Raw genomic sequence first — 22,061 nt, forward strand, 5'->3', positions numbered from 1 at the left:
CATGGACAAACTTCGCATCAAGGGCGGCAAACCGCTCAACGGGACCGTTGACATTTCAGGTGCAAAAAATGCGGCTCTACCTGAGTTGTGCGCCGCTTTGCTGACCGCCGACCCGGTCACGCTCGAAAATGTACCGGGCCTGCAAGACGTGAGCACCATGCTCAAGTTGATCCGCAACATGGGTGTGACTGCGGACCGCAGCGCAACCACGCCAGGGACGGTGCACATCAACGCCGGGTCACTAAGCTCACCCGAAGCGCCGTATGAGCTGGTGAAAACCATGCGCGCTTCGGTGCTGGCGTTGGGACCCTTGTTGGCGCGGTTTGGCGAGGCAACTGTGTCGCTGCCTGGCGGATGCGCCATCGGCTCGCGCCCTGTTGATCAGCACATCAAGGGTATGCAGGCCATGGGGGCGGAGATTGTGGTCGAGCACGGCTACATGATCGCAAAGCTGCCCCAGGGGCCAGACGGCAAGCGTGGGCGGCTGAAGGGTTGCAGCATCACGACAGACATGGTGACCGTCACCGGCACCGAAAACTTCATGATGGCTGCCTGCCTTGCCGAAGGCGAAACCATCCTGGAAAACGCCGCGCAAGAGCCTGAAATCGGTGACCTGGCTGAAATGCTGATCAAGATGGGTGCAAAGATTGAAGGTCATGGCACCGCGCGCATCCGTATCCAGGGTGTGGAGAGTTTGCATGGCTGCACACATCAGGTGGTGGCAGACCGGATTGAAACAGGTACGTTTCTCTGCGCGGTTGCAGCCACAGGTGGTGAAGTGGTGCTGCGCCACGGCCGCGCCGATCACCTGGACGCCGTCATCGAACTGCTGATTGCTGCGGGCGCCATTATTACCTCGGGAAGCGGTTTTATTCGTATCGCGGCCAACGGCCGCATGCAGGCCCAGTCATTTCGCACCACGGAATATCCCGGGTTCCCGACCGACATGCAGGCCCAGTTCATGGCGCTCAATTCAATTGCCGAGGGATCGGCCAAAGTGACCGAAACGATTTTTGAGAACCGGTTTATGCACGTTAACGAAATGGTTCGCCTGGGTGCAAAGATAGAAATTGACGGGAAGTTTGCGGTTATGGAGGGGGTTGAAAAACTCTCTGGTGCGACTGTGATGGCAACCGACTTGCGGGCTTCCGCCAGCCTGGTGATTGCCGGCTTGGTCGCCGAAGGTGAAACAACGATCGAACGCATTTATCACCTGGACCGCGGCTATGACCAGATGGAAGCCAAGCTCAGAGCGATTGGTGCGGATATCGAACGGATCAAATCATGATGACCCTCGTCAGCCGGGAGTTGCAATCGTGATCACGCTTGCTTTGTCCAAGGGACGCATCTTCGACGAAACCCTGCCGCTGCTCGAAGCCGCCGGTATCGAGGTGCTCGAAGACCCGGAAAAATCGCGCAAGCTCATCCTGTCAACCAACCGTGCTGATGTGCGTGTGGTGTTGGTACGCGCCACCGATGTGCCGACCTATGTGCAGTACGGCGGCGCCGACATTGGTGTGACGGGCAAGGACACGCTGATCGAGCATGGTGGCCAGGGGCTGTACCAGCCGCTGGACCTGCAAATTGCCAAGTGCCGCATGAGTGTGGCGGTGCGGGCCGGCTTTGACTACGAAGCGGCAGTCAAGCAGGGCTCACGCCTGAAAGTCGCCACCAAGTTCGTCAGCATTGCGCGTGATTTCTTCGCCACCAAGGGCGTGCACATGGACCTGATCAAGCTGTACGGCAGCATGGAGCTGGCGCCCCTGACTGGCCTGGCCGACGCGATCGTCGACTTGGTCAGCAGCGGCAACACACTCAAGGCAAACCAGCTGGTCGAGGTCGAACGCATCATGGACATCAGCTCTCACCTTGTGGTGAATCAGGTGGCGCTCAAGCTCAAGCAGGCGCCTTTGCGCAACATAATCGACGCTTTTGCCTCAGCCATTGGCAAGTCCGCCTGAGGATGCTATGAAGTTTGTAGCTACGCCCGCCCGGATTTCAACGGCCAGCAGCACTTTTGAGGCAGAGTTTCAAGCCCGGCTGCATTGGGCTGCGGATACTGACGCGGCGATCGAGCAGCGCGTGGCCGACATCCTGGCCGACGTGCAAAAGCGAGGGGACGCCGCGGTGCTGGAGTACACCGCGCGGTTTGATGGCTTGTCAGCCGCTGCGATGGCGGGGTTGGAATTGACGCAGGCAGATTTCAAGGCCGCGTTCGATGCCATTCCCGCTGCCCAGCGCGAGGCCCTGCAGGCGGCTGCGGTGCGGGTGCGCACCTACCACGAGGCGCAGAAGAAGGCATCCGGCGAAAGCTGGAGCTACCGCGACGAAGACGGCACCCTGCTGGGCCAAAAAGTCACGCCCCTGGATCGCGTGGGCATTTACGTTCCCGGCGGCAAGGCTGCCTACCCCTCCAGCCTGTTGATGAACGCCATCCCAGCCCACGTGGCCGGGGTGAAAGAAATCATCATGGTGGTGCCCACGCCTGTGCGCGGCAGCGTCGCCACGGGTGGTTCGGGTGAGCAGGCGGCCTCCAGCAAAGGCGAGCGCAATGAGCTTGTGTTGGCTGCAGCCTACGTGGCCGGCGTCACACGTGCATTCACCATCGGAGGCGCGCAGGCCGTGGCTGCGCTGGCTTTCGGCACGCAAACCGTGCCCAAGGTCGACAAAATCACCGGCCCTGGCAACGCCTATGTGGCCAGCGCCAAGAAGCGCGTTTTTGGCTCGGTTGGGATCGACATGATTGCCGGCCCGAGCGAAATACTGGTGCTCGCTGATGGCACCACGCCACCCGACTGGGTGGCCATGGACTTGTTCAGTCAAGCCGAGCATGACGAACTGGCGCAAAGCATTTTGTTGTGCCCGGATGCCGCGTACATTGACGCTGTTCAGGAAGCCATCAACCGCCTGCTGCCGTCCATGCCGCGTGCGGAGATCATCGCCAAGTCACTCAATGGCCGCGGGGCGCTGATCCACACCCGCAGCATGGAAGAGGCCTGCGCCATCAGCAACCGCATTGCGCCCGAGCATCTGGAAGTTTCCAGCCGCGACCCGCATCGCTGGGAGCCGCTGCTTGTGCATGCCGGTGCCATTTTTCTCGGTGCCTACACCAGTGAATCGCTGGGTGACTACTGCGCCGGCCCGAATCACGTGTTGCCCACCAGCGGCACGGCGCGTTTTTCCAGCCCGCTGGGTGTGTACGACTTTCAGAAGCGCAGCAGCATCATCGAGGTGAGCGAGGCCGGGGCGCAGACGCTGGGCAAGATTGCGGCAGAACTGGCGTATGGCGAAGGCCTGCAGGCGCATGCCCAGGCTGCAGAAATGAGAATGAAAAAATGAGCGCAGGCGAACGTGATCTCAAGAAGCTGATCCGGCAAGACGTGCAGTCCATGCACGCCTACGCGATTCAGGATTCGGTCGGCATGGTGAAGCTCGACGCGATGGAAAATCCGCACCGCTTGCCCGCTGCCTTGCAAGCCCATCTGGGGCAGCGGCTCGGCGCTGTGGCCCTGAACCGTTACCCCGACGGTCGTGTCAATGACTTGCGCAAGGCGTTGGCTGATTACGCGCAGATGCCTGAAGGCTTTGACATCATGCTTGGTAACGGCTCGGATGAGTTGATTTCGCTGTTGGCCATGGCCTGTGATGTACCAAATGCGTCCATCCTGTCGCCACTGCCCGGCTTTGTGATGTACGGCATGAGTGCACAGTTGCAGGGCCTGAAGTTCATCGGTGTGCCTTTGACGGCGGATTTCGAGCTCGACGAAGCCGCCATGCTGGCAGCCATTGCCGAGCATCAGCCCTCCATAATCTACATTGCTTACCCCAACAATCCGACCGCCAATCTGTGGGACGACGCGGTGATCGAGAAAATTGTTGAGGCGGCACCCGGCCTGGTGGTTTTTGACGAAGCCTACCAACCGTTTTCCAGCAAGAGCTATATCGACCGTATCGCCAGACACGGTCATGTGCTGCTGATGCGCACCATGAGCAAGTTCGGCCTGGCTGGCGTGCGCCTGGGCTACATGATCGGGCCGAAGGCGCTGATTGCCGAGGTGGACAAGGTGCGCCCGCCCTACAACATCAGTGTGCTCAACTACGAGTGCGCGCTGTTTGCGCTCGAACACTCAGATGTTTTTGCGGGGCAAGCCCAGGAGCTGCGGGCGCAGCGTGCTATTGTTTTTGAAGCGCTTGGCGGCATGACGGGTGTCAAAACCTGGAAAAGCGACGCCAACATGATCCTGGTGAGGGTGTCCGACGCAGCCAAAACCTTTGAGGGCATGCGTTCGCGCGGCGTGCTCATCAAAAACGTTTCTAAAATGCATCCATTGCTGGCCAATTGTTTGCGCCTCACCGTTGGCACCGCTGACGAAAACCTGCAAATGCTGGCTGCACTAAAAGAATCACTATGACTACCCCCACCACCCTGGCTCCGCGAACCGCCGAAGTTTCGCGCAACACGGCCGAGACCCAGATCACCGTCAAGCTCAACCTGGACGGTTCCGGCAAGGCCAATCTGTCCACCGGCATTGGCTTTTTTGACCACATGCTGGACCAGATTGCCCGCCATGGCCTGATCGATCTGGACATCCAGGCCAAGGGCGACCTGCACATCGACGGCCATCACACCGTGGAAGACGTGGGCATCACCCTTGGGCAGGCCGTGGCTCAGGCCATCGGCGACAAAAAAGGCCTGCGCCGCTACGGCCACGCCTATGTGCCGCTGGACGAAGCGCTGTCACGCGTGGTGGTTGATTTTTCGGGCCGGCCCGGGCTGGAGATGCATGTGCCCTTCAAGAGCGGCATGATTGGCACATTTGACAGCCAGCTGGCCTATGAATTTTTTCAGGGTTTTGTAAACCACGCGTTTGTGACCTTGCACATCGACAACCTCAAGGGCGACAACGCCCACCACCAGGCCGAAACCGTGTTCAAGGCCTTTGCCCGTGCATTGCGCATGGCGCTGGAAATCGATCCCCGCTCTGTGGGCGTGATTCCGTCGACAAAAGGCTCCCTGTAGATGCCTGCACCCGGGTTTGAGCAGGGGCTTGATGCTTTTTTGGCCATTTGCCCATGCGCTGCGGGTAAAGTTTGCTATCAAAACAGTAGTGATTTGAGCGCAAATGTCTAAATCCAAAACAGTAGCCGTGGTGGACTACGGCTCGGGCAACCTGCGCTCGGTATCCCAGGCGGTTCAGCATGTGGCCACAGGCAGCGGCTACGAGGTTGTCGTTACGTCGAATGCGCAGGAGGTGCTCGATGCAGAACGTGTCGTCCTTCCCGGGCAGGGCGCCATACCCGACTGCATGCGCTCGCTGGCCGAGTCGGGCTTGCAGGACGCCGTGCTGCATGCCGCCGCCAACAAACCGCTTTTTGGCGTCTGTGTGGGCATGCAGATGCTGCTGGAGCGCAGCCTGGAAGGTCCTGGCACCGGAACACCCGGCCTGGGGTTGATCCCCGGCGAGGTCGTCAAGTTTGACCTCATCGGTCAAATGCAGCCTGACGGCAGCCGATACAAGGTGCCGCAAATGGGCTGGAATCAGGTGATCCAGAACGGTGCGCCGCCCCACGCCTTGTGGGCAGGCGTGCCCGATGGCGCTTATTTCTACTTCGTACACAGCTTCTACGCCCGTCCGTCTGATGCGCGCCACACTGCGGGTTTTGCCGATTACGGCGGGCGCTTTACGGCAGCCATTGCGCGCGATAATATTTTCGCTACCCAATTTCACCCCGAAAAAAGCGCTGACCACGGACTGGCCCTGTACCGAAATTTCCTGCACTGGAATCCCTGAACTGCCTTTGCCTGCACCCATCGGATTTCGTCGGACCGGCTTTTACCCCCCCCCACTCTCACTGCCTCCCCTAACTGCCCATGTTGCTCATCCCCGCGATTGATTTGAAAGACGGCCATTGCGTGCGCCTCAAACAGGGGGACATGGATCAGTCCACCATCTTCAGCGAAGACCCCGCCGCCATGGCGCGCAGCTGGGTAGACAAGGGGGCTCGCCGTCTGCATCTGGTGGACCTCAACGGCGCGTTTGCCGGCAAGCCAAAAAACGAGGCAGCCATCAAGAAGATCCTGGCTGAAGTCGGCAGCGAGATCGACGTGCAACTGGGCGGCGGCATCCGTGACCTGGACACGATTGAGCGTTACCTTGATTCGGGCCTGCGCTACGTCATCATCGGCACTGCGGCTGTGAAAAACCCCGGGTTTTTGCAGGACGCCTGCACCGCTTTCGGCGGTCATATCATCGTCGGGCTTGATGCCAAGGACGGCAAAGTTGCCACCGACGGCTGGAGCAAGATGACCGGCCATGAAGTGGTTGATCTGGGTAAAAAGTTCCAGGACTACGGCGTCGAATCCATCATCTACACCGACATCGGCCGCGACGGCATGCTCACCGGCATCAACATCGAAGCCACCGTCAAGCTCGCGCAGGCGCTGACGATTCCTGTCATCGCCTCGGGTGGCCTGTCCAACATGGCTGACATCGATGCCCTGTGCGCGGTGGAAGAAGAGGGCGTTGAAGGTGTGATTTGCGGCCGCTCGATTTACAGCGGCGATCTGGATTTTGCTGCGGCGCAAGCCCGGGCCGACGAGCTGAACGGATGACCGCAGCTGCCGCTAAGGGCACCTCTTCAACCAAGCAGGGGCCGCGGAACGGGCTTCGCCCGGCCGCAGGCGCAGCGGCCCCCTCGGGGGGCAGGGAGCTACACGCAGTGAGCGACCGTGGGGGCCATTGATATGCTCGCGAAAAGAATCATTCCCTGCCTTGATGTCACCGGCGGCCGCGTCGTCAAGGGTGTTAATTTCGTTGAACTGCGCGATGCCGGGGACCCGGTTGAGATTGCCGCCCGTTACAACGATCAGGGCGCCGACGAACTGACCTTCCTGGACATCACCGCCACCAGCGATGGGCGCGACCTGATCCTGCACATCATCGAAGCAGTCGCTTCGCAGGTATTTATCCCTCTGACAGTAGGCGGCGGTGTGCGCACGGTTGAAGATGTGCGCCGTTTGCTCAATGCCGGTGCCGACAAGACCAGCTTCAACTCCGCCGCGCTGGCCAATCCGCAGGTGATTGAAGACGCCTCCACCAAATACGGCGCGCAGTGCATCGTGGTGGCGATTGATGCCAAGCGACGCAGCGAAGAAGACGCCAAAACCCGTGGAGCGGGTTGGGACGTCTACAGCCATGGCGGCCGCAAAAACACCGGGCTGGACGCGGTGGCTTGGGCGACTGAAATGGCGCGGCGCGGCGCCGGAGAAATTTTGCTCACCAGCATGGACCGCGACGGGACCAAGTCCGGGTTTGATCTGGCGCTGACACGCGCTGTCGCCGACGCAGTCAGCGTGCCGGTCATTGCTTCGGGCGGCGTCGGCAACCTGGACCATCTGGCCGACGGCATTCAGCTCGGCGGCGCCGATGCAGTGTTGGCGGCCAGCATCTTCCACTACGGGGAATACACGGTGCAACAAGCCAAGCAGCATATGGCAAGCCGCGGTATTCCTGTCCGTCTGTAGAAACTCTCAAGCTTTATAGGCTTCTGGCCCAATAACAGCGGGCGCTCATTGCTATAAATTTAATAGTGAACACGAGCGTGCGCGAGTGCATCTATTCCACAGACAATAAGCAATATGAAATGGTTAGACGACATTGGTTGGGACGACAAAGGCCTGATTCCCGTTATAGCGCAGGAGGCATCGAGCGGCGACGTTCTCATGTTTGCCTGGATGAACCGTGAGGCGCTGCAAAAAACGGCAGAGCTTGGTCAGGCGGTGTACTTCAGCCGATCGCGCGGGCGTTTATGGCACAAGGGCGAAGAGTCAGGCCATTTGCAGACCGTGCATGAGATCCGGCTGGACTGCGATAACGACGTGATCTTGCTCAAGGTGACGCAACTTGGCCATGAGCCGGGCATTGCTTGCCACACCGGGCGCCACAGCTGCTTTTTCAGTCTTTACAAAGACGGCCAGTGGGTGGTGACCGAGCCGGTCTTGAAAGACCCGTCCAGCATCTACAAATAAGATAGACAACAGCCATGACATCCAGTGACTCCCTGCAGCGCCTGGCGCAAACCATTGAGAGCCGCAAACCCGCAATGGGTGGCGACCCGGACACCAGCTACGTCGCGCGCCTGCTGCACAAAGGCCCGGACGCCTTTCTGAAAAAAATCGGTGAGGAAGCCACGGAGACCGTCATGGCCGCCAAAGACCTTGACCACGGCGGTGACCCTGCCAAGCTGGTCGGCGAAGTCGCTGATCTGTGGTTTCACAGCATGATTGCCCTGGCGCACTATGGGCTCAGTCCCGCGGACGTGATTGCCGAGCTGGAGCGCCGCGCTGGCACCAGTGGCATTGAAGAAAAAGCGCTGCGCAAGGCCCAGGCTCGGGAAGCTGGCGAGAAATAGGCTCCCAAGTAAATTCACAAGCAAAAAAAGGAAGAGCATGAGTCAAACCGATCTCGCTGAATTCGACAGCAAAACCCCGGGGGACCGGACTGTCATGCATGTGCTGTACGCCCTGCACACCCTGGCGTGGTTTAGCGGCGGCATCTTTGCGGTCGTGGCACTCATCGTCAACTACCTGCGCCGCTCCGATGAATCTGATGCGCTGTACATCGACCACCACAACTACATGATCCAGACTTTCTGGTGGACTTTGATCTGGCTGGTTGTGCTCTCGCCGCTGTGGTTGCTGCTGTTCCTCCCGGGAGCCATCGCCTATGGCATCGTCTGGCTCTGGTACCTGTACCGTTGCCTGCGCGGCTGGATGCGCTTTAACGGCAACCGTCCCGCCAAGGACTCGTCTCTCGTTTTGTAAACCCGTCGTTTCCACGCCCTGTAAATGAGCCCGCCCAATCCCGATTCCGACAACTGCCTTTTCTGCAAAATCGCAGCGGGCGAAATCCCGAGCCGCAAGGTTTATGAGGACGATGAAATTTTTGCCTTCCATGACATCAATCCGTGGGCGCCCGTCCACTTTTTGATGATTCCCAAGGCCCATGTTGCGTCTATGGCGCAGGTGGGCCCGGAACATGAGGCGCTGCTGGGCCGCATGATGGCCTTGGCGCCAAAACTGGCACTCGCCGAAGGCTGCAAGCCTTACCCCGAAGGTGGCTTTCGTATCGTTACAAATACCGGTGCCGAGGGCGGGCAGGAAGTGCACCATTTGCACATCCATGTGATGGGTGGGCCGCGGCCATGGTTGAGGGGTTAGCCCCTTTACGACCGCTCTACTACTAAAAGCTCTTATGTCCGCCTGCGGGTAAATGCCCGCTTGCAAGTCCGATGGTGCGCCGCAAATAAGGCAGGCACGCCGGCAGGGTGGTCAATGCGGGTCATCCCCGGCCGTCTGGGGCTTCAGGCCTTTAGAATGACCACAACTTTGTGCAAATTTACAGATTAGGAGAGAAACATGGGTTCATTTTCCATTTGGCACTGGCTGATTGTGTTGTTGATCGTTGTGATGGTGTTTGGCACCAAGAAGCTCCGCAACATGGGCGGCGACCTCGGCGGCGCTGTCAAGGGCTTCAAGGACGGCATGAAAGATGGCGGTCAGAGCGCTGACGAAAAAGCCGCTGCTGCGGCCGCTGCCAGCCAGGTCAGCCATGCGCAGGCCGCCGACAAATCCACGATTGACGTGGAAGCCAAGCAGAAGTCTTGATCCGTTCTGTATTTCGTCTGGACTGCTCGCCAGCTGAACTGCCGTGATTGACATCGGCCTGACCAAGATTGCCCTGATCGGCGCTGTTGCGCTGATTGTGATCGGCCCTGAAAAACTGCCGCGAGTGGCCCGCACGGTGGGCATGTTGCTGGGCAAGGCGCAGCGTTATGTTTCTGATGTCAAGCAGGAAGTCAGCCGCTCGATGGAGCTGGACGAACTCAAGAAAATGAAAGAGTCCGTTGAAGGCGCTGCGAGGGATGTCGAAAACACCATCCAGACCAATGCCAGTGATTTCGAAAAATCCTGGGCCGAAACTACCGGGACTGCATCTGCCGACGAATTGCCCGGCATGATCACTTTCCCCGAATACAAACGACCCAAAAAGAACTGGCGGCTCAAGACCGGCGCCAGGCCGCAGTGGTACAAAGCCCGGTCTGGTGTGCGTACCAAGGCACTGTCCGGCGCGGCCCGTGTGGCACGTTTTCGCCCGCAGCCTGGGCGCCATGTTTAAACCGGGTGCCGTTTTGCCGGTACCGGCGTTCCAGCGACTATCTTCCCCATGAGCGACCCCAATACCGACAAGCCCGACGAACTCGCGGGTACCGAGCAGCCTTTTGTGCAGCACCTGATAGAGCTGCGCGACCGGATGATCCGCATCGTGGCGGCGATTGGCGTTGCCGCCATTTTGCTGGCCATCTGGCCCGGCCCGGCGTTGCTGTTTGATCTGTTGGCCGCGCCGCTGGTGGACACCCTGCCCAAAGGCGCATCGTTGATTGCCACCTCGGTGATCTCGCCATTTCTGGTGCCGCTGAAAATTTTGCTGATGGCAGCTTTCATGCTTGCCTTGCCCGTAGTGCTTTACCAGGTATGGGCTTTTGTCGCGCCTGGCCTGTACACCCACGAAAAGAAACTGGTCATGCCGCTGGTGGTGTCCAGTACCTTGCTGTTTTTTATTGGCGTGGCTTTTTGCTACTTTTTTGTCTTCGGCCAGGTTTTCAAGTTCATTCAAAGCTTTGCGCCGAAATCGATCGTCGCGGCGCCGGATATCGAGGCCTACCTCGGCTTTGTGCTCAGCATGTTTCTGGCGTTTGGCATGGCCTTTGAGGTGCCAATCGCGGTGGTAGTGCTGGCCCGCATGAACATCGTCAGCATTCAGAAGCTAAAGGATTTTCGGGGCTACTTCATCGTGCTGGCTTTTGTGATCGCTGCCATTGTCACGCCGCCGGATGTGGTGTCCCAGCTGGCACTGGCTATCCCGATGTGCCTGCTGTACGAAGTGGGGATCTGGGCCGCGAAGATTTTCATCAAGCACACCCAGGCGCCGGAAGACGCCGAAGCCGTCAAGCCTTAGCGGGCTTGCATGACTTCAGCGCTGGATTTTCGGCCGTTGGCGGGTGCCGGGCACTACCGATAGCTCCGTTTTTTTGTCTTTGCGCAGCACGCTTAGCGGCGCGGCAACGCCGGGTTTCAATCCGGCCACCGCGCTCAGCAATTCGGTCACCGTACCCACCGATTTCCCCGCCACTTCCGTGATCACGTCGCCAGGCAAAATGCCGGCCTGAGCCGCAGGGCCGTTTTGCAGAACGCCGGTGATGATGACACCGGTGCGAGTCTTGATGCCAAAGGTTTCTGCCAGCTCGGGCACCAGATCTTGTGGCTCCACGCCAATCCAGCCGCGCGTCACTTGACCGTCCTTCACGATGCTTTCCAGCACCTGTTTGCCAGTCGACACGGGGATGGCAAAACCAATGCCCATGGAGCCGCCCGAGCGTGAGTAAATGGCAGTGTTGATGCCCAGCAGCCGGCCTTGTGTGTCCACCAGTGCGCCACCTGAATTGCCAGGGTTGATGGCCGCGTCGGTCTGGATGAAGTTTTCAAAGGTGTTGATGCCCAACTGGTTGCGGCCGAGCGCGCTGACAATGCCGCTGGTCACGGTTTGCCCGACACCAAAGGGGTTGCCAATGGCCAGCACCGGGTCGCCCACCTGCAGCGTGTCCGAGCTGCCAAGAACAATGATGGGCAATTTGTCCAACTCAATCTTCAGGATGGCGAGGTCGGTTTCAGGGTCGGTGCCAATGATTTTGGCTTTGGCCTTGCGGGTGTCGTTGAGGATGACCTCAATGTCGTCTGCGCCTTCCACCACATGGTTGTTGGTCAGGATGTAGCCATTGGGGCTGACGATGACGCCGCTGCCCAGGCCCACTTGCGGCTCGCTGCGCCCACCCTGGTCGCCAAAGAAAAAACGGAACCACGGGTCATCCATGTTCGGGTTGCGCGCCGCGGCTTTGCTGGTGTTGATGCTGACCACGGCTGCCGAAGCCACTTTGGCCGCTGCTGCAAAGCTGCCCGCTGGGGGTGGCGCACCGGCATCGCCGCTGGCGGGCGCTTCAATCAGGGCCACTGAGTTGCCGAGCCCGGGCCGGTTCAGCCATTGCGGTTTGAGTGTGGCCACCACAAAGAAAACCGCCAGAAGCACCGTGACGGTTTGGGAGAACAAAAGCCAGAATTTGCGCATGAAAATTTCCAGGGAGGACGGGGATGAGGCCGTGGCGAAAGTGAATGCTCCGATTTTCACCGAATTCCCATACCCATCACGTGGCCCCGGCCTGTCTTGCGGCCGTGCCTTTGCGAACCGTGATAATTTGGAAGATTGCAGCGCCGCCAACGAACCCGTTCGCGCAGGCCCCCATACCGCCAACCCAAAAGGACCGCCATGAAAGCTACCAGCGTTCTCGCCACCATCGGCAACACGCCCCACATTCGTTTGAACCGGATTTTTGGCGCGGCCTGCCAGACCCACCAGATTTATATCAAGTCAGAGCGCAGCAACCCCGGGGGGTCGATCAAGGACCGTATTGCGTTGAGCATGGTGGAAGCGGCAGAAAAATCAGGCGCGCTCAAGCCCGGCGGCACCATCATCGAACCGACCTCCGGAAACACGGGCGTAGGCCTGGCCATGGTGGCAGCCGTTAAAGGGTACCCGTTGGTGTTGGTGATGCCGGACAGCATGAGCATTGAGCGTCGCCGTCTGATGCTGGCCTATGGTGCCACCTTTGAGCTGACACCGCGGGAAAAAGGCATGAACGGTGCGATTGCAAGGGCGAAGGAACTAGTGGCGCAAACGCCCGGCGCCTGGATGCCGCAGCAATTTGAAAATCCCGCCAATATTGAAGTGCATGTGCGTACAACCGCAGAGGAAATTCTGGCGGATTTCCCACTGGGCGTCGATGTCCTGATCACGGGCGTTGGCACCGGCGGTCACGTAAGCGGCGTGGCCCAGGTGCTAAAAGCAAAATTCCCCAATACCAAGGTCTATGCGGTTGAACCGGCGGCCTCGCCTGTCATCAGCGGCGGCAAACCTTCGCCGCATCCCATCCAGGGCATTGGCGCTGGTTTTATTCCAGCCAATCTGCAGACGGATTTGCTTGACGGCGTGATTCAGGTCGAGGGTGACGCGGCGAAAGATTACGCGCGTCGGAGCGCAGCGCAAGAGGGTCTGCTCGTGGGGATTTCATCAGGCGCAACACTGGCGGCCATCGCGCAGAAGTTGCCCGACATTGCACCCGGCAGCACGGTGCTGGGATTCAACTACGACACCGGCGAACGTTATTTGTCGGTGGAAGGTTTCCTGCCGTGAACGCGTCTGCGCCGGTCGCCCCCCGCGCACTGTTGCTCGCAGCCTTCGATCAGCTGCTGCAGCCCGAGCGTTTCAAGGATTACGGGCCCAACGGCCTGCAGGTCGAAGGAAAGGCCGATGTCCGCAAAATCGTCTCGGGTGTGACGGCCAGTCTGGCGCTGATTGAGGCGGCGGTGGCTGCGCAGGCGGACGCGATTTTTGTGCACCATGGTTTGTTCTGGCGAGGGCAGGACGGCCGTGTTACTGGCTGGATGAAGCAGCGCCTGGGCTTGCTGCTGGCGCATGACATCAATCTCTATGCCTACCATCTGCCGCTGGATGCGCACCCTGAGCTGGGCAACAACGCGCAGCTGGGTTTAACGCTGGGGCTGAAGGCGGATCGCTTGTTTGGAGACAACAACCTGGGATTTCTGGGCAGCCGTAGTGACGCAGCAGAAAACGGCTTTGAAAGTGCCGAAAACCTGGCTGATCACGTCAGAAATGTATTAAATCGGCCTGTTGTCCTTGTAGGACGGGCGAAAGGCGCTATTAAAAACGTAGCGTGGTGCACCGGCGGCGCGCAGGATTATTTTGAAGCCGCGATTGAAGCCGGAGCGGACGCCTTCATCACCGGAGAAATTTCCGAGCCGCAGGCGCACTACGCCCGTGAGATGGGTGTGGCGTTTATTGCGTGTGGCCATCACGCGTCCGAGCGGTATGGGGCGCCCGCCGTTGCTGCGCATGTGGCGGCTCAGTTTGGCCTGGCCCACGAGTTCATCGACATCGATAACCCGGGTTGAAGCCCGGGCCTTGTCAGACGGCTGTCCGGCGCTGGCGTCTGGGCTCAAGAGCGCGCGGGGGGTGAGTACGCGCTGTATGCATGGCGTGCCAGCTGGCACCAAGCTCGGCATGCTCTACGGCAATGGCCTGGCGGGTGATCTCATCGAGCAGCGCCGCGCGCGAGCGCATTGAGCGTGACGCAACAGCCACGGCCTGCACCTCATGCAGCAGCTGGTCCACGTCCTTGCCCGCGCCAGACAAATGCACCAGGCCGACGCCGATGTCGGCATTGATCTTGATGCGTTCTCCGCTGAGCGAAGTAACCTCAAGCGGCTTGCGCAAGCTGGAGGCCACGCGCAGTCCCAATGTGCGTATCCAGCGCGGCGAATGCAGGGTCTCAATCAATACGATAAAACATCGGTCGTAGTAACGCCCGGCTGGATTGACGACGCCGGTGTGCCTGAGCATGCGTTTGGCCAGTTGGCTGTAAATATCGTTGAGCCCGTAGTGGCCGACCTGGGCCAGAAGCCGTTCGGGCTCGAACAACTGCACCGCCATCAAGGCGCCGTCGCGCCGGGTGCGCGTCAGGCGACGCTGTGCCCGCACAATCTTTTGCACCATCGCGACGCCGCCGTACAGATGGGTTACCGGGTCGCGCCGGGTGTGAGGGTTGCGAAGGATCTGCCGACTGTGGTGGTTGCGCAGCCATAAAAGACCGGCTATCAAGGAGATGCTCAGCAATCCCATCAGCGCCACGCCCGCTTGAAGCGGTGCCGACAGGGTGCCGTAATCCAGGATCAGCCAGTACAAACCGATCTGCAAGGGCAGCGTGAGCACACTGGCGATGGTCAGGCCCCAGGCCATCCGGTCGCCGTGCTGTGCCGCACGCGCGGTCAGCCACAACATCACGCACACGCTGAAAATGGTCAGTGCGGCCGACGCCTGCAGTTGCAAGCCGGTCGGGAGGAGGAGGCACAGCGGCCCGCCGATCACGCACAGCCAGGTTGTGCCGCGAAAACTGATGTCCGTCAGCCGGTCACGCCTGCTGGAGGCCAGCCAGTGTTTGCCGCCGTAAAAACCCATGGCGCTGCGCAAGGGCCCTATCAGCACCTGCGCAATGTAGATCCAGGGTGCGCTGGCGGCGGGCAGCAGGACTGACGGCAAGCCGCACATCAGGGCGAAGAAAAGCCAGTACATGCCGAGGTAAATCAGACTTTGCACACTGGCAAGGCTGCGACTGTAGAGGGCTTCCGCCGCGGCCAGCACAACCACCAGTCCCATGGAGCCTACCGCAGCACTCCAGATGATGATTTCGGCAGCGTTCATGGCGCAGCAGGCGGGACCATGGCCAGCGTCGGCGTTTGCGCGAAAATACCGACAGAATGCATGCTTTAGCTTTCCTCCATCCGGCTTGCCCGCTGCCCGACCGACATGTGCCTCCCCTTGCGGGGACAAGCGGTGTCTGCGGCGGTGCTTCAAATCATTATGGGGTGTTCAGGCATCAAGGTGAAGCCTTGAATCGCCCGCAACCCCAAAACGCGGGTTTCCCATGAGAAAACCAATCGCCATCACCATGGGCGACCCGGCGGGCATAGGCCCGGAGATCATTGCCAAGGCGTTTGTGCTTGCGCCGGATGATTTGACGGGCTGTGTTGTGGTCGGCGACGTGGCCACCTTGCGACGAGCGGCCCAGTTGGTAACGGGCCACGCAGCCGTTACCCTGCCGGTGGTTGAACTTACCTCGATCAGCGAGTGGCAGGCGGCGCCGCCTCGCAGCATTCCGGTGCTACAAAAATGTGAGCTGTCAGCGCCCGTCCTTTATGGGCAAATCAACGCTTTGGCTGGTAAAGCCGCAGCAGACTGCATTGTCTGGGCGGCCCGCGCGGCGCTGGCGGGCGATGTCGCAGCCATGGTCACCGCGCCCATTCACAAAGAAGCAATGGCCGCGGCCGGGCCGGCGTTTTCGCGCTTTCCGGGCCACACCGAACTGTTGCAGGCTGAGGCTGCCGCTTTTGTGGGTAAGCCAATCTCCGGACTGCCGGTGCGCATGATGCTGGCCAATGACGAGCTGAAGACCGTGTTGGTGAGTATTCACATGTCATTGCGCGAGGCCATTGATGCAGTGACGTTTGAAAACCTTCTTGCGACCTTGCGCATCACGCACCAGTGCGTGCGCACGACAACGGGCAGCTCGCCACGCATGGCTGTGGCCGGTTTGAACCCGCATGCGGGTGAGGGCGGTTTGTTCGGACGGGAAGAGCTGGACGTCATTGCGCCTGCCATCGAGGCAGCCCGCAAGGAGGGCATGGACGTAAGCGGTCCCTACGCGCCGGACACCGTGTTCATGCGGGCCAGAGCGGCCGATGGGCAAACCGGCGAATTTGATGTGGTGGTGGCGATGTACCACGACCAGGGGCTCATACCAGTCAAATACCTGGGCGTTGAGCAGGGCGTCAATGTCACGCTTGGCCTGCCTTTGGTGCGCACCAGCCCTGATCACGGGACGGCATTTGATATTGCGGGCAAGGGTGTGGCCGATGCATCCAGCCTGATAGCGGCAATTCGCATGGCCCGGCAATTGGTGGGCTGAAAACCGGCCCGTCGTCTTGGCAAGCGGGGGCCGCCGGTCTGGCTTTGCCAGTCGGCAGGCGCCGTCCCTCAGGGGAGAGGCCGCTACACGAAGTGAGCGCCACGGGGGGCCTACTTCCTCAGGTTGTCCCGAATCTCACGGAGCAGCAACACATCTTCCGGCGTGGCGGGCGCTGCGGCAGGTTCTGCATGGTTACGCTTGAGCCGGTTGATCTGCTTGACCATCAAGAAAATGATGAAGGCCAGAATTACGAAATTGAGTAACACGGTCAGGAAGTGGCCGTAGGCAAACACCGGAACCCCAGCTTTGCGCAGGGCGTCCAGCGACAAGTCGGTACCCGGGGGCACGCTCCCCAGCAAGATGTACAGGCTTGAAAAATCGAGCTTGCCAAACACCATGCCAACGACCGGCATGATCAGGTCACTGACCACCGCGTCGACAATTTTCCCGAAGGCCGCGCCGATGATGACGCCGACGGCGAGATCAATCACGTTGCCCTTGACCGCAAACTCCCTGAATTCCTGAATCATGCCCATGTCGTGCTCCTTTGATTGCCGTGCATATTAGCCGCTGCCGGTTGTCGCAGCCAGACCGTTGGATACAGTGTCAAGCCTTGAAAAAGCTGTTCTCGCTCCGTTACAATCCCGGGTTGACCCCGACAAGCCCCATTTCAAGTTTTCAAGCCATGTTCCGGTAGGACACCCATGACCCAAGCAAGCGTTACCGTGCCGCAGAGTGCACCGATTGATAAAGACAAAAGAAACTGGATAGTGACCACTTGTGTCGCGGGCGGTGCCGGCGTAGCCGCAGTTGCCGTCCCTTTTGTCAGCACTTTTCAGCCCTCCGAGCGCGCCAAGGCGGCCGGTGCCGCGGTTGAGGTCGATGTTTCGGCCATGAAGCCCGGTGAAATGCAAACCGTGGAGTGGCGTGGCAAGCCAGTGTGGATCTTGCGCCGCACGCCAGAGCAACTCGCCGGGCTCTCCAAGCTGGACTCCCAGCTGGCCGACCCCAAGTCTGAGCGCAAACCCGATGAACTGACCCCAGCCTACGCTCGCAACGAAAACCGCTCCATCAAACCGGAGTTTTTTGTGGCGGTTGGCATCTGCTCGCATTTGGGATGCTCACCAACCGAAAAATTCCAGACTGGCGCGCAGCCTTCGCTGCCGGACGACTGGGCTGGCGGTTTCCTCTGCCCCTGCCATGGTTCTACCTTCGACATCGCTGGTCGCGTTTACAAAAACAAACCCGCGCCCGACAACCTCGAAGTGCCGCCCCACATGTACCTCTCAGACGCCAAGCTGCTGATTGGTGAGGACAAAAAAGCCTGAAGCTTTGCCGGACTCGGGGCCAGCGCCCTTGCGCCCGCCCAGTCCCCCATCGAATAGCGAATAGGATCCCTTATGGCTGATTTCAAAGAAGTTTCCCCCGATGCGCCCGTCGGCACCAAGTTGATGAACTGGGTCGACAACCGCTTCCCCGCGAGCAAGCTCCTCAAAGAGCACGTGACCGAGTACTACGCGCCCAAAAACTTCAACTTCTGGTACGTGTTTGGCTCCCTGGCCCTGCTGGTTCTGGTGATCCAGATCGTCACCGGCATTTTCCTGACCATGCATTACAAGCCCGACGCCGCACTGGCATTCGGCTCGGTCGAATACATCATGCGTGATGTGCCATGGGGCTGGCTGGTGCGTTACATGCACTCCACCGGCGCCAGCGCTTTCTTTGTCGTGGTCTACCTGCACATGTTCCGCGGCCTGCTTTATGGCAGCTACCGCAAGCCGCGTGAGCTGGTCTGGATTTTCGGCTGCGCGATTTTCCTGTGCCTGATGGCCGAGGCCTTCATGGGCTACCTGCTGCCATGGGGCCAGATGAGCTACTGGGGCGCTCAGGTGATCGTTAACCTGTTTGCTGCCATTCCTTTTATCGGCCCTGATCTGGCACTGCTGATCCGCGGCGACTACGTGGTGGGTGACGCGACGCTGAACCGCTTCTTTGCTTTTCACGTTATCGCTGTGCCCCTGGTGCTGCTGGGTCTGGTCGTGGCGCATTTGATCGCGCTGCACGAAGTCGGCTCCAACAACCCTGACGGCGTTGAAATCAAGGCGCACAGGGATGCGACTGGCAAGCCGCTGGACGGCATCGCCTTTCACCCTTACTACACGGTGCACGACATTTTTGCGGTCAGCGTCTTTTTGATGATTTTCTCGGCCATCATTTTCTTTGCGCCTGAAGCCGGCGGTTATTTCCTGGAGTACAACAACTTCATCCCGGCTGATTCACTGAAAACGCCTTCGCACATTGCACCGGTCTGGTATTTCACGCCGTACTACTCGATGCTGCGGGCCATTACCGACCAGATGATGTATGCGCTGATCGCGTGCGTGCTTGCCGGTGCTGTGCTGGGTGTGCTCAAAGCCAAAATCGCGACGCTCTTCAAGGCCGTGATTGTGGGTGGTGCTGTGGTACTCATTGCAGCCATGCTGATGATCGACGCCAAGTTCTGGGGTGTTGTGGTCATGGGCGGCGCGGTCATCATCCTGTTCTTCCTGCCATGGCTGGACCACAGCCCGGTCAAGTCAATCCGGTACCGTCCTGACTGGCACAAATACCTCTATGGCATTTTCGTGATCGTTTTCGTGGTGCTCGGCTACCTCGGGATCAAACCGCCATCGGCAATCAACGAGCGCGTTTCGCAAATCGGCACCTTGTTCTATTTCGGCTTCTTCCTGCTGATGCCGTGGTGGAGCCGTTTGGGTACCTTCAAGCCAGTGCCTGACCGCGTCACTTTTGCTGCCCACTGAGCTGGAGAATTTAGAACATGATGAAGACACTGAAACACTGGGCTCTGGGTTTGGCCGCTGTGCTTGTGCTGGGCAGCAATGCTGTCTACGCCGCAAGCGAAGGCATTGCATGGGACAAGGCTCCCAATAAAACCAATGAAATGGGCGCTTTGCAAAACGGCGCCAAGCTGTTCGTCAACTATTGCCTGAACTGTCACTCGGCCGCCTTCATGCGTTACAACCGCCTGAAGGACATTCAGCTGACGGACCAGCAGATCAAGGACAACCTGCTCTTTGCCACCGACAAGGTGGGCGAGACCATGAAAGCCGCAATTGACCCCAAGCAGGCCAAGGAATGGTTTGGCGCCAACCCGCCTGACCTGACCGTGATTGCCCGTTCGCGCTCTGGCGCAGGCGGCACGGGCGCTGACTATCTGTACACCTATCTGCGCAGCTATTACCGCGACGACACCAAGGCCACCGGCTGGAACAACCTGGCTTTCCCCAATGTGGCGATGCCGCATGTGATGTGGGAAATGTCGGGCGAGCGCAAACCGCTGTTTGACTACAAGGAAGACCACGGCCACAAGGTCGCGGTCTTCAAAGGCTGGCAACAAGTTAGCCCTGGCACCATGACACCCCTGCAGTACGACCAGGCCGTTGGCGATCTGGTCAATTACCTGCAATGGATGGCAGAGCCTGCACAAAACACCCGCGTCAAGGTTGGCGTCTGGGTGCTGATGTTTCTTCTTGTGTTCACCTTTATTGCCTGGCGCCTGAACGCGGCATTCTGGAAAGACGTTAAGTAATTTTTCGCCGGGGCTTGTTCCCCGGCACCTTCTGGAGTGGATGCTTTCAACGCCTCCACTCCTTTGCATTTAGGAGTTCCGCACCATGATGGTCCTTTATTCAGGCACGACCTGCCCGTTCTCGCACCGCTGCCGTTTTGTGCTGTTTGAAAAAGGCATGGACTTCGAAATCCGCGATGTGGACTTGTACAACAAGCCCGAAGACATCAACGTCATGAACCCTTACGGACAGGTGCCGATTCTGGTTGAGCGTGACCTGATTCTGTATGAGTCGAACATCATCAATGAGTACATTGACGAGCGTTTTCCGCACCCACAACTCATGCCCGGCGACCCTGTAGACCGCGCACGCGTTCGCCTGTTTTTGCTCAATTTCGAAAAAGAGCTCTTTGTACACGTCAGCACCCTGGAGGCCCGTGCCTCCAAAGGCAATGACAAGGCGCTGGAAAAAGCCCGCTCGCACATTCGCGACCGCCTGACCCAGCTGGCTCCCGTGTTCCTGAAAAACAAGTTCATGCTCGGCGATAACTTCTCGATGCTGGACGTGGCCATCGCGCCGCTGTTGTGGCGTCTGGACTACTACGACATTGACCTGTCGAAAAACGCCGCCCCGCTGCTCAAGTACGCAGAGCGCATCTTCTCGCGCCCCGCCTACATCGAGGCATTGACCCCATCCGAGAAAGTGATGCGCAAATAATTGCGCATCACACTGGCGTAATGACTGTCATCGGTGGCTGATCTCATGAACTCGCTGGACACCAGCTCTACACGCCCGTACCTGATACGTGCGCTGTATGAGTGGTGTACCGACAATGGCCTGACGCCGTATGTGGCTGTCGCCGTTGACGAAACAGTGCAGGTGCCGCGTGAGTACGTCAAAAACGATGAGATTGTGCTGAACATCAGTTTTGACGCTACCAGCTCTTTGAAACTGGGCAATGATTTCATTGAGTTCAAGGCGCGCTTTGCTGGTAGCGCTCGTGAAATCATGGTCCCGATTGCCCGCGTGATTGCGATTTATGCGCGTGAAAACGGGCAGGGCATGGCGTTTCCTCTGGGCGGGGCCGGTACTTTGGCCTCCCCGCCTGTGGCAACGGGGGCGGCTGATGCCTCGCTTGCAAATTCAACGCAGGAAACTGCTGCCGCGTCCGCCAGTGACGCTAAAATTGTCCAGCTGGTGCCGGCAAATCATCCCGCCTCATCGCGCGATGAAGACCCCGAACCCCCGGAACCACCCAAGCCTCAGCAAGGTAAACGTCCTTCACTCAAACGAGTGAAGTGATAACGTCAAGTAAAATAGAGTTTGTGCCGCTTTAGCTCAGTTGGTAGAGCAACCGCCTTGTAAGCGGTAGGTCGTCAGTTCGAATCCGACAAGCGGCACCATTTACTCCCTTTCTGCTTCGGCCATTGCCGGCCGCTGCAGCTTACTCTCAACTATCACTTCGATAGCACTGGCCTCAATACCCGCAGGCCGCCCGGCGGCACTTCTTATTTGCGCTGCTACTTTCGGGTTATTAGTATCTTCAGCCGAATTGAGGTAACCTTCCAACCTTTGTCGTTCAGGCGGGTCTGGATCACAGGTAGCAGTTGGCGTACTTTGGCCGCTGCAGCATTGCTGCTGAGTAGCAGACACCATGTCTCGCCATCGATAGGCCCGGCCTGAATGGCTGAACGCAAAGTGGCGGGAATCACCGACTCGATAGCTTTGAGCCTGGCATTGGAATCGTGGACCAGCTCTGTCAGCCGGGCCAGTGAAGGGGAATCCTCAACCGCCTGGCTGAAGGTAACAGACCGATGCTGGCGGGGATTGGCATTCACA

Annotated in this window: 27 protein-coding genes and 1 tRNA gene; 24 read left to right on the forward strand and 4 right to left on the reverse strand. The window is 59.2% G+C overall.

All coding sequences use genetic code 11. The features are described 5' to 3' along the window. Nucleotide 1 precedes the first annotated feature (1 nt). The 15 genes from murA (at nt 2) to tatC (ending at nt 11,018) form a co-directional block, all read left to right on the forward strand. Entirely contained in the window at nt 2-1,288 is a 1,287-nt protein-coding gene (gene murA / locus VE934_RS05140) for a UDP-N-acetylglucosamine 1-carboxyvinyltransferase (protein WP_324884999.1), read from the forward strand. A gap of 28 nt (nt 1,289-1,316) precedes the next feature. Continuing rightward, nucleotides 1,317-1,961: an ATP phosphoribosyltransferase gene (hisG, locus tag VE934_RS05145; RefSeq protein WP_324885001.1), complete on the forward strand. Its 645-nt coding sequence runs from the start codon at nt 1,317-1,319 to the stop codon at nt 1,959-1,961. A 7-nt stretch (nt 1,962-1,968) separates the two neighbouring features. Further along, nucleotides 1,969-3,339, forward strand: coding sequence for a histidinol dehydrogenase (hisD, locus tag VE934_RS05150; RefSeq protein WP_324885003.1), 1,371 nt, complete (start codon nt 1,969-1,971; stop codon nt 3,337-3,339). Next, nucleotides 3,336-4,412, forward strand: coding sequence for a histidinol-phosphate transaminase (hisC, locus tag VE934_RS05155; RefSeq protein ID WP_324885004.1), 1,077 nt, complete (start codon nt 3,336-3,338; stop codon nt 4,410-4,412). Before hisD ends, hisC begins: the two co-directional genes overlap by 4 nt. After that, a complete protein-coding gene (gene hisB, locus VE934_RS05160; RefSeq protein ID WP_324885006.1) occupies nt 4,409-5,020 on the forward strand; it encodes an imidazoleglycerol-phosphate dehydratase HisB in 612 nt (203 codons plus the stop codon). The genes hisC and hisB overlap by 4 nt, the downstream gene beginning before the upstream one ends. Before the next feature lie 103 nt (nt 5,021-5,123). Then, the gene (gene hisH / locus VE934_RS05165) at nt 5,124-5,792 is read left to right on the forward strand and encodes an imidazole glycerol phosphate synthase subunit HisH (protein WP_324885008.1); all 669 of its coding nucleotides are present in this window, start codon (nt 5,124-5,126) and stop codon (nt 5,790-5,792) included. Nucleotides 5,793-5,872: 80 nt separating this feature from the next. Beyond that, complete coding sequence (gene hisA, locus VE934_RS05170) at nt 5,873-6,613, forward strand: 1-(5-phosphoribosyl)-5-[(5-phosphoribosylamino)methylideneamino]imidazole-4-carboxamide isomerase (RefSeq protein ID WP_324885010.1); 741 nt, start codon at nt 5,873-5,875, stop codon at nt 6,611-6,613. Nucleotides 6,614-6,745: 132 nt separating this feature from the next. Beyond that, the gene (hisF, locus tag VE934_RS05175; RefSeq protein ID WP_324885012.1) at nt 6,746-7,525 is read left to right on the forward strand and encodes an imidazole glycerol phosphate synthase subunit HisF; all 780 of its coding nucleotides are present in this window, start codon (nt 6,746-6,748) and stop codon (nt 7,523-7,525) included. 114 nt (nt 7,526-7,639) lie between these two features. Continuing rightward, complete coding sequence (gene hisI, locus VE934_RS05180) at nt 7,640-8,029, forward strand: phosphoribosyl-AMP cyclohydrolase (RefSeq protein WP_324885014.1); 390 nt, start codon at nt 7,640-7,642, stop codon at nt 8,027-8,029. Between the two features lie 14 nt (nt 8,030-8,043). Continuing rightward, the gene (locus tag VE934_RS05185; protein ID WP_324885016.1) at nt 8,044-8,412 is read left to right on the forward strand and encodes a phosphoribosyl-ATP diphosphatase; all 369 of its coding nucleotides are present in this window, start codon (nt 8,044-8,046) and stop codon (nt 8,410-8,412) included. Between the two features lie 37 nt (nt 8,413-8,449). Beyond that, nucleotides 8,450-8,824, forward strand: coding sequence for a hypothetical protein (locus tag VE934_RS05190; protein ID WP_324885018.1), 375 nt, complete (start codon nt 8,450-8,452; stop codon nt 8,822-8,824). Between the two features lie 24 nt (nt 8,825-8,848). Next, a complete protein-coding gene (locus VE934_RS05195) occupies nt 8,849-9,220 on the forward strand; it encodes a histidine triad nucleotide-binding protein (protein ID WP_324885020.1) in 372 nt (123 codons plus the stop codon). 198 nt (nt 9,221-9,418) lie between these two features. Next, nucleotides 9,419-9,667 carry a Sec-independent protein translocase subunit TatA gene (gene tatA / locus VE934_RS05200; protein ID WP_324885022.1) on the forward strand — a complete coding sequence of 83 codons (249 nt, stop codon included), beginning with the start codon at nt 9,419-9,421 and terminating at the stop codon, nt 9,665-9,667. A 43-nt stretch (nt 9,668-9,710) separates the two neighbouring features. After that, nucleotides 9,711-10,178, forward strand: a complete 468-nt coding sequence (gene tatB, locus VE934_RS05205) for a Sec-independent protein translocase protein TatB (protein WP_324885024.1) — start codon at nt 9,711-9,713, stop codon at nt 10,176-10,178. Between the two features lie 48 nt (nt 10,179-10,226). Beyond that, nucleotides 10,227-11,018, forward strand: coding sequence for a twin-arginine translocase subunit TatC (gene tatC / locus VE934_RS05210; protein WP_324885026.1), 792 nt, complete (start codon nt 10,227-10,229; stop codon nt 11,016-11,018). Nucleotides 11,019-11,033: 15 nt separating this feature from the next. On the opposite strand, the gene VE934_RS05215 is transcribed toward tatC, so the two are convergent. Continuing rightward, the gene (locus VE934_RS05215) at nt 11,034-12,182 is read right to left on the reverse strand and encodes a S1C family serine protease (RefSeq protein WP_324885029.1); all 1,149 of its coding nucleotides are present in this window, start codon (nt 12,180-12,182) and stop codon (nt 11,034-11,036) included. A gap of 198 nt (nt 12,183-12,380) precedes the next feature. Here VE934_RS05215 and cysK point away from each other — a divergent pair, with 198 nt between their 5' ends. After that, nucleotides 12,381-13,304 (forward strand): cysteine synthase A, encoded by a 924-nt coding sequence (gene cysK, locus VE934_RS05220; RefSeq protein WP_324885031.1) that lies wholly within the window; start codon nt 12,381-12,383, stop codon nt 13,302-13,304. After that, nucleotides 13,301-14,083: a Nif3-like dinuclear metal center hexameric protein gene (locus tag VE934_RS05225; protein WP_324885033.1), complete on the forward strand. Its 783-nt coding sequence runs from the start codon at nt 13,301-13,303 to the stop codon at nt 14,081-14,083. The genes cysK and VE934_RS05225 overlap by 4 nt, the downstream gene beginning before the upstream one ends. 13 nt (nt 14,084-14,096) lie before the next feature. On the opposite strand, the gene VE934_RS05230 is transcribed toward VE934_RS05225, so the two are convergent. After that, nucleotides 14,097-15,389: a hypothetical protein gene (locus tag VE934_RS05230; protein ID WP_324885035.1), complete on the reverse strand. Its 1,293-nt coding sequence runs from the start codon at nt 15,387-15,389 to the stop codon at nt 14,097-14,099. 223 nt (nt 15,390-15,612) lie between these two features. On the opposite strand from VE934_RS05230, the gene pdxA reads away from it, so the two are divergent. Continuing rightward, complete coding sequence (gene pdxA / locus VE934_RS05235; RefSeq protein WP_324885037.1) at nt 15,613-16,653, forward strand: 4-hydroxythreonine-4-phosphate dehydrogenase PdxA; 1,041 nt, start codon at nt 15,613-15,615, stop codon at nt 16,651-16,653. Nucleotides 16,654-16,763: 110 nt separating this feature from the next. Here the strand turns inward: pdxA and mscL are convergent, their stop codons facing one another. Then, nucleotides 16,764-17,189, reverse strand: coding sequence for a large conductance mechanosensitive channel protein MscL (mscL, locus tag VE934_RS05240; RefSeq protein ID WP_324885039.1), 426 nt, complete (start codon nt 17,187-17,189; stop codon nt 16,764-16,766). 168 nt (nt 17,190-17,357) lie between these two features. On the opposite strand from mscL, the gene petA reads away from it, so the two are divergent. The 6 genes from petA (at nt 17,358) to VE934_RS05270 (ending at nt 21,625) form a co-directional block, all read left to right on the forward strand. Next, entirely contained in the window at nt 17,358-17,981 is a 624-nt protein-coding gene (gene petA, locus VE934_RS05245) for a ubiquinol-cytochrome c reductase iron-sulfur subunit (protein ID WP_324885041.1), read from the forward strand. 72 nt (nt 17,982-18,053) lie between these two features. Beyond that, entirely contained in the window at nt 18,054-19,454 is a 1,401-nt protein-coding gene (locus tag VE934_RS05250; RefSeq protein WP_324885042.1) for a cytochrome bc complex cytochrome b subunit, read from the forward strand. Between the two features lie 20 nt (nt 19,455-19,474). Then, on the forward strand, nt 19,475-20,242 hold the full coding sequence (locus VE934_RS05255; RefSeq protein ID WP_414693817.1) for a cytochrome c1: 768 nt from the start codon (nt 19,475-19,477) through the stop codon (nt 20,240-20,242). Nucleotides 20,243-20,327: 85 nt separating this feature from the next. Then, on the forward strand, nt 20,328-20,939 hold the full coding sequence (locus VE934_RS05260; protein ID WP_324885044.1) for a glutathione S-transferase N-terminal domain-containing protein: 612 nt from the start codon (nt 20,328-20,330) through the stop codon (nt 20,937-20,939). A gap of 45 nt (nt 20,940-20,984) precedes the next feature. Beyond that, nucleotides 20,985-21,524 (forward strand): ClpXP protease specificity-enhancing factor, encoded by a 540-nt coding sequence (locus VE934_RS05265; protein ID WP_324885046.1) that lies wholly within the window; start codon nt 20,985-20,987, stop codon nt 21,522-21,524. A 25-nt stretch (nt 21,525-21,549) separates the two neighbouring features. Further along, nucleotides 21,550-21,625 (forward strand) — tRNA-Thr (locus VE934_RS05270). A 117-nt stretch (nt 21,626-21,742) separates the two neighbouring features. On the opposite strand, the gene VE934_RS05275 is transcribed toward VE934_RS05270, so the two are convergent. Further along, entirely contained in the window at nt 21,743-22,060 is a 318-nt protein-coding gene (locus tag VE934_RS05275) for a hypothetical protein (protein WP_324885048.1), read from the reverse strand. Nucleotide 22,061 lies beyond the last annotated feature (1 nt).

The organism is Polaromonas sp. (genome assembly GCF_035638815.1).
Lineage (GTDB): Bacteria > Pseudomonadota > Gammaproteobacteria > Burkholderiales > Burkholderiaceae_C > Polaromonas.

Excerpts from the sequence above, each read along its gene's own strand:
- hisF (WP_324885012.1), top strand. The coding sequence starts at position 6,746 with ATGCTCGCGAAAAGAATCATTCCCTGCCTTGATGTCACCGGCGGCCGC.
- pdxA (WP_324885037.1), top strand. The coding sequence starts at position 15,613 with ATGAGAAAACCAATCGCCATCACCATGGGCGACCCGGCGGGCATAGGC.
- hisC (WP_324885004.1), top strand. The coding sequence starts at position 3,336 with ATGAGCGCAGGCGAACGTGATCTCAAGAAGCTGATCCGGCAAGACGTG.
- VE934_RS05255 (WP_414693817.1), top strand. The coding sequence starts at position 19,475 with ATGAAGACACTGAAACACTGGGCTCTGGGTTTGGCCGCTGTGCTTGTG.
- VE934_RS05190 (WP_324885018.1), top strand. The coding sequence starts at position 8,450 with ATGAGTCAAACCGATCTCGCTGAATTCGACAGCAAAACCCCGGGGGAC.
- VE934_RS05195 (WP_324885020.1), top strand. The coding sequence starts at position 8,849 with ATGAGCCCGCCCAATCCCGATTCCGACAACTGCCTTTTCTGCAAAATC.
- VE934_RS05185 (WP_324885016.1), top strand. The coding sequence starts at position 8,044 with ATGACATCCAGTGACTCCCTGCAGCGCCTGGCGCAAACCATTGAGAGC.
- petA (WP_324885041.1), top strand. The coding sequence starts at position 17,358 with ATGACCCAAGCAAGCGTTACCGTGCCGCAGAGTGCACCGATTGATAAA.
- hisD (WP_324885003.1), top strand. The coding sequence starts at position 1,969 with ATGAAGTTTGTAGCTACGCCCGCCCGGATTTCAACGGCCAGCAGCACT.
- hisB (WP_324885006.1), top strand. The coding sequence starts at position 4,409 with ATGACTACCCCCACCACCCTGGCTCCGCGAACCGCCGAAGTTTCGCGC.
- VE934_RS05265 (WP_324885046.1), top strand. The coding sequence starts at position 20,985 with ATGAACTCGCTGGACACCAGCTCTACACGCCCGTACCTGATACGTGCG.
- hisI (WP_324885014.1), top strand. The coding sequence starts at position 7,640 with ATGAAATGGTTAGACGACATTGGTTGGGACGACAAAGGCCTGATTCCC.
- hisA (WP_324885010.1), top strand. The coding sequence starts at position 5,873 with ATGTTGCTCATCCCCGCGATTGATTTGAAAGACGGCCATTGCGTGCGC.
- tatC (WP_324885026.1), top strand. The coding sequence starts at position 10,227 with ATGAGCGACCCCAATACCGACAAGCCCGACGAACTCGCGGGTACCGAG.
- VE934_RS05250 (WP_324885042.1), top strand. The coding sequence starts at position 18,054 with ATGGCTGATTTCAAAGAAGTTTCCCCCGATGCGCCCGTCGGCACCAAG.
- mscL (WP_324885039.1), bottom strand. The coding sequence starts at position 17,189 with ATGGGCATGATTCAGGAATTCAGGGAGTTTGCGGTCAAGGGCAACGTG.
- VE934_RS05230 (WP_324885035.1), bottom strand. The coding sequence starts at position 15,389 with ATGAACGCTGCCGAAATCATCATCTGGAGTGCTGCGGTAGGCTCCATG.
- VE934_RS05215 (WP_324885029.1), bottom strand. The coding sequence starts at position 12,182 with ATGCGCAAATTCTGGCTTTTGTTCTCCCAAACCGTCACGGTGCTTCTG.
- cysK (WP_324885031.1), top strand. The coding sequence starts at position 12,381 with ATGAAAGCTACCAGCGTTCTCGCCACCATCGGCAACACGCCCCACATT.
- VE934_RS05260 (WP_324885044.1), top strand. The coding sequence starts at position 20,328 with ATGATGGTCCTTTATTCAGGCACGACCTGCCCGTTCTCGCACCGCTGC.
- tatA (WP_324885022.1), top strand. The coding sequence starts at position 9,419 with ATGGGTTCATTTTCCATTTGGCACTGGCTGATTGTGTTGTTGATCGTT.
- hisH (WP_324885008.1), top strand. The coding sequence starts at position 5,124 with ATGTCTAAATCCAAAACAGTAGCCGTGGTGGACTACGGCTCGGGCAAC.
- murA (WP_324884999.1), top strand. The coding sequence starts at position 2 with ATGGACAAACTTCGCATCAAGGGCGGCAAACCGCTCAACGGGACCGTT.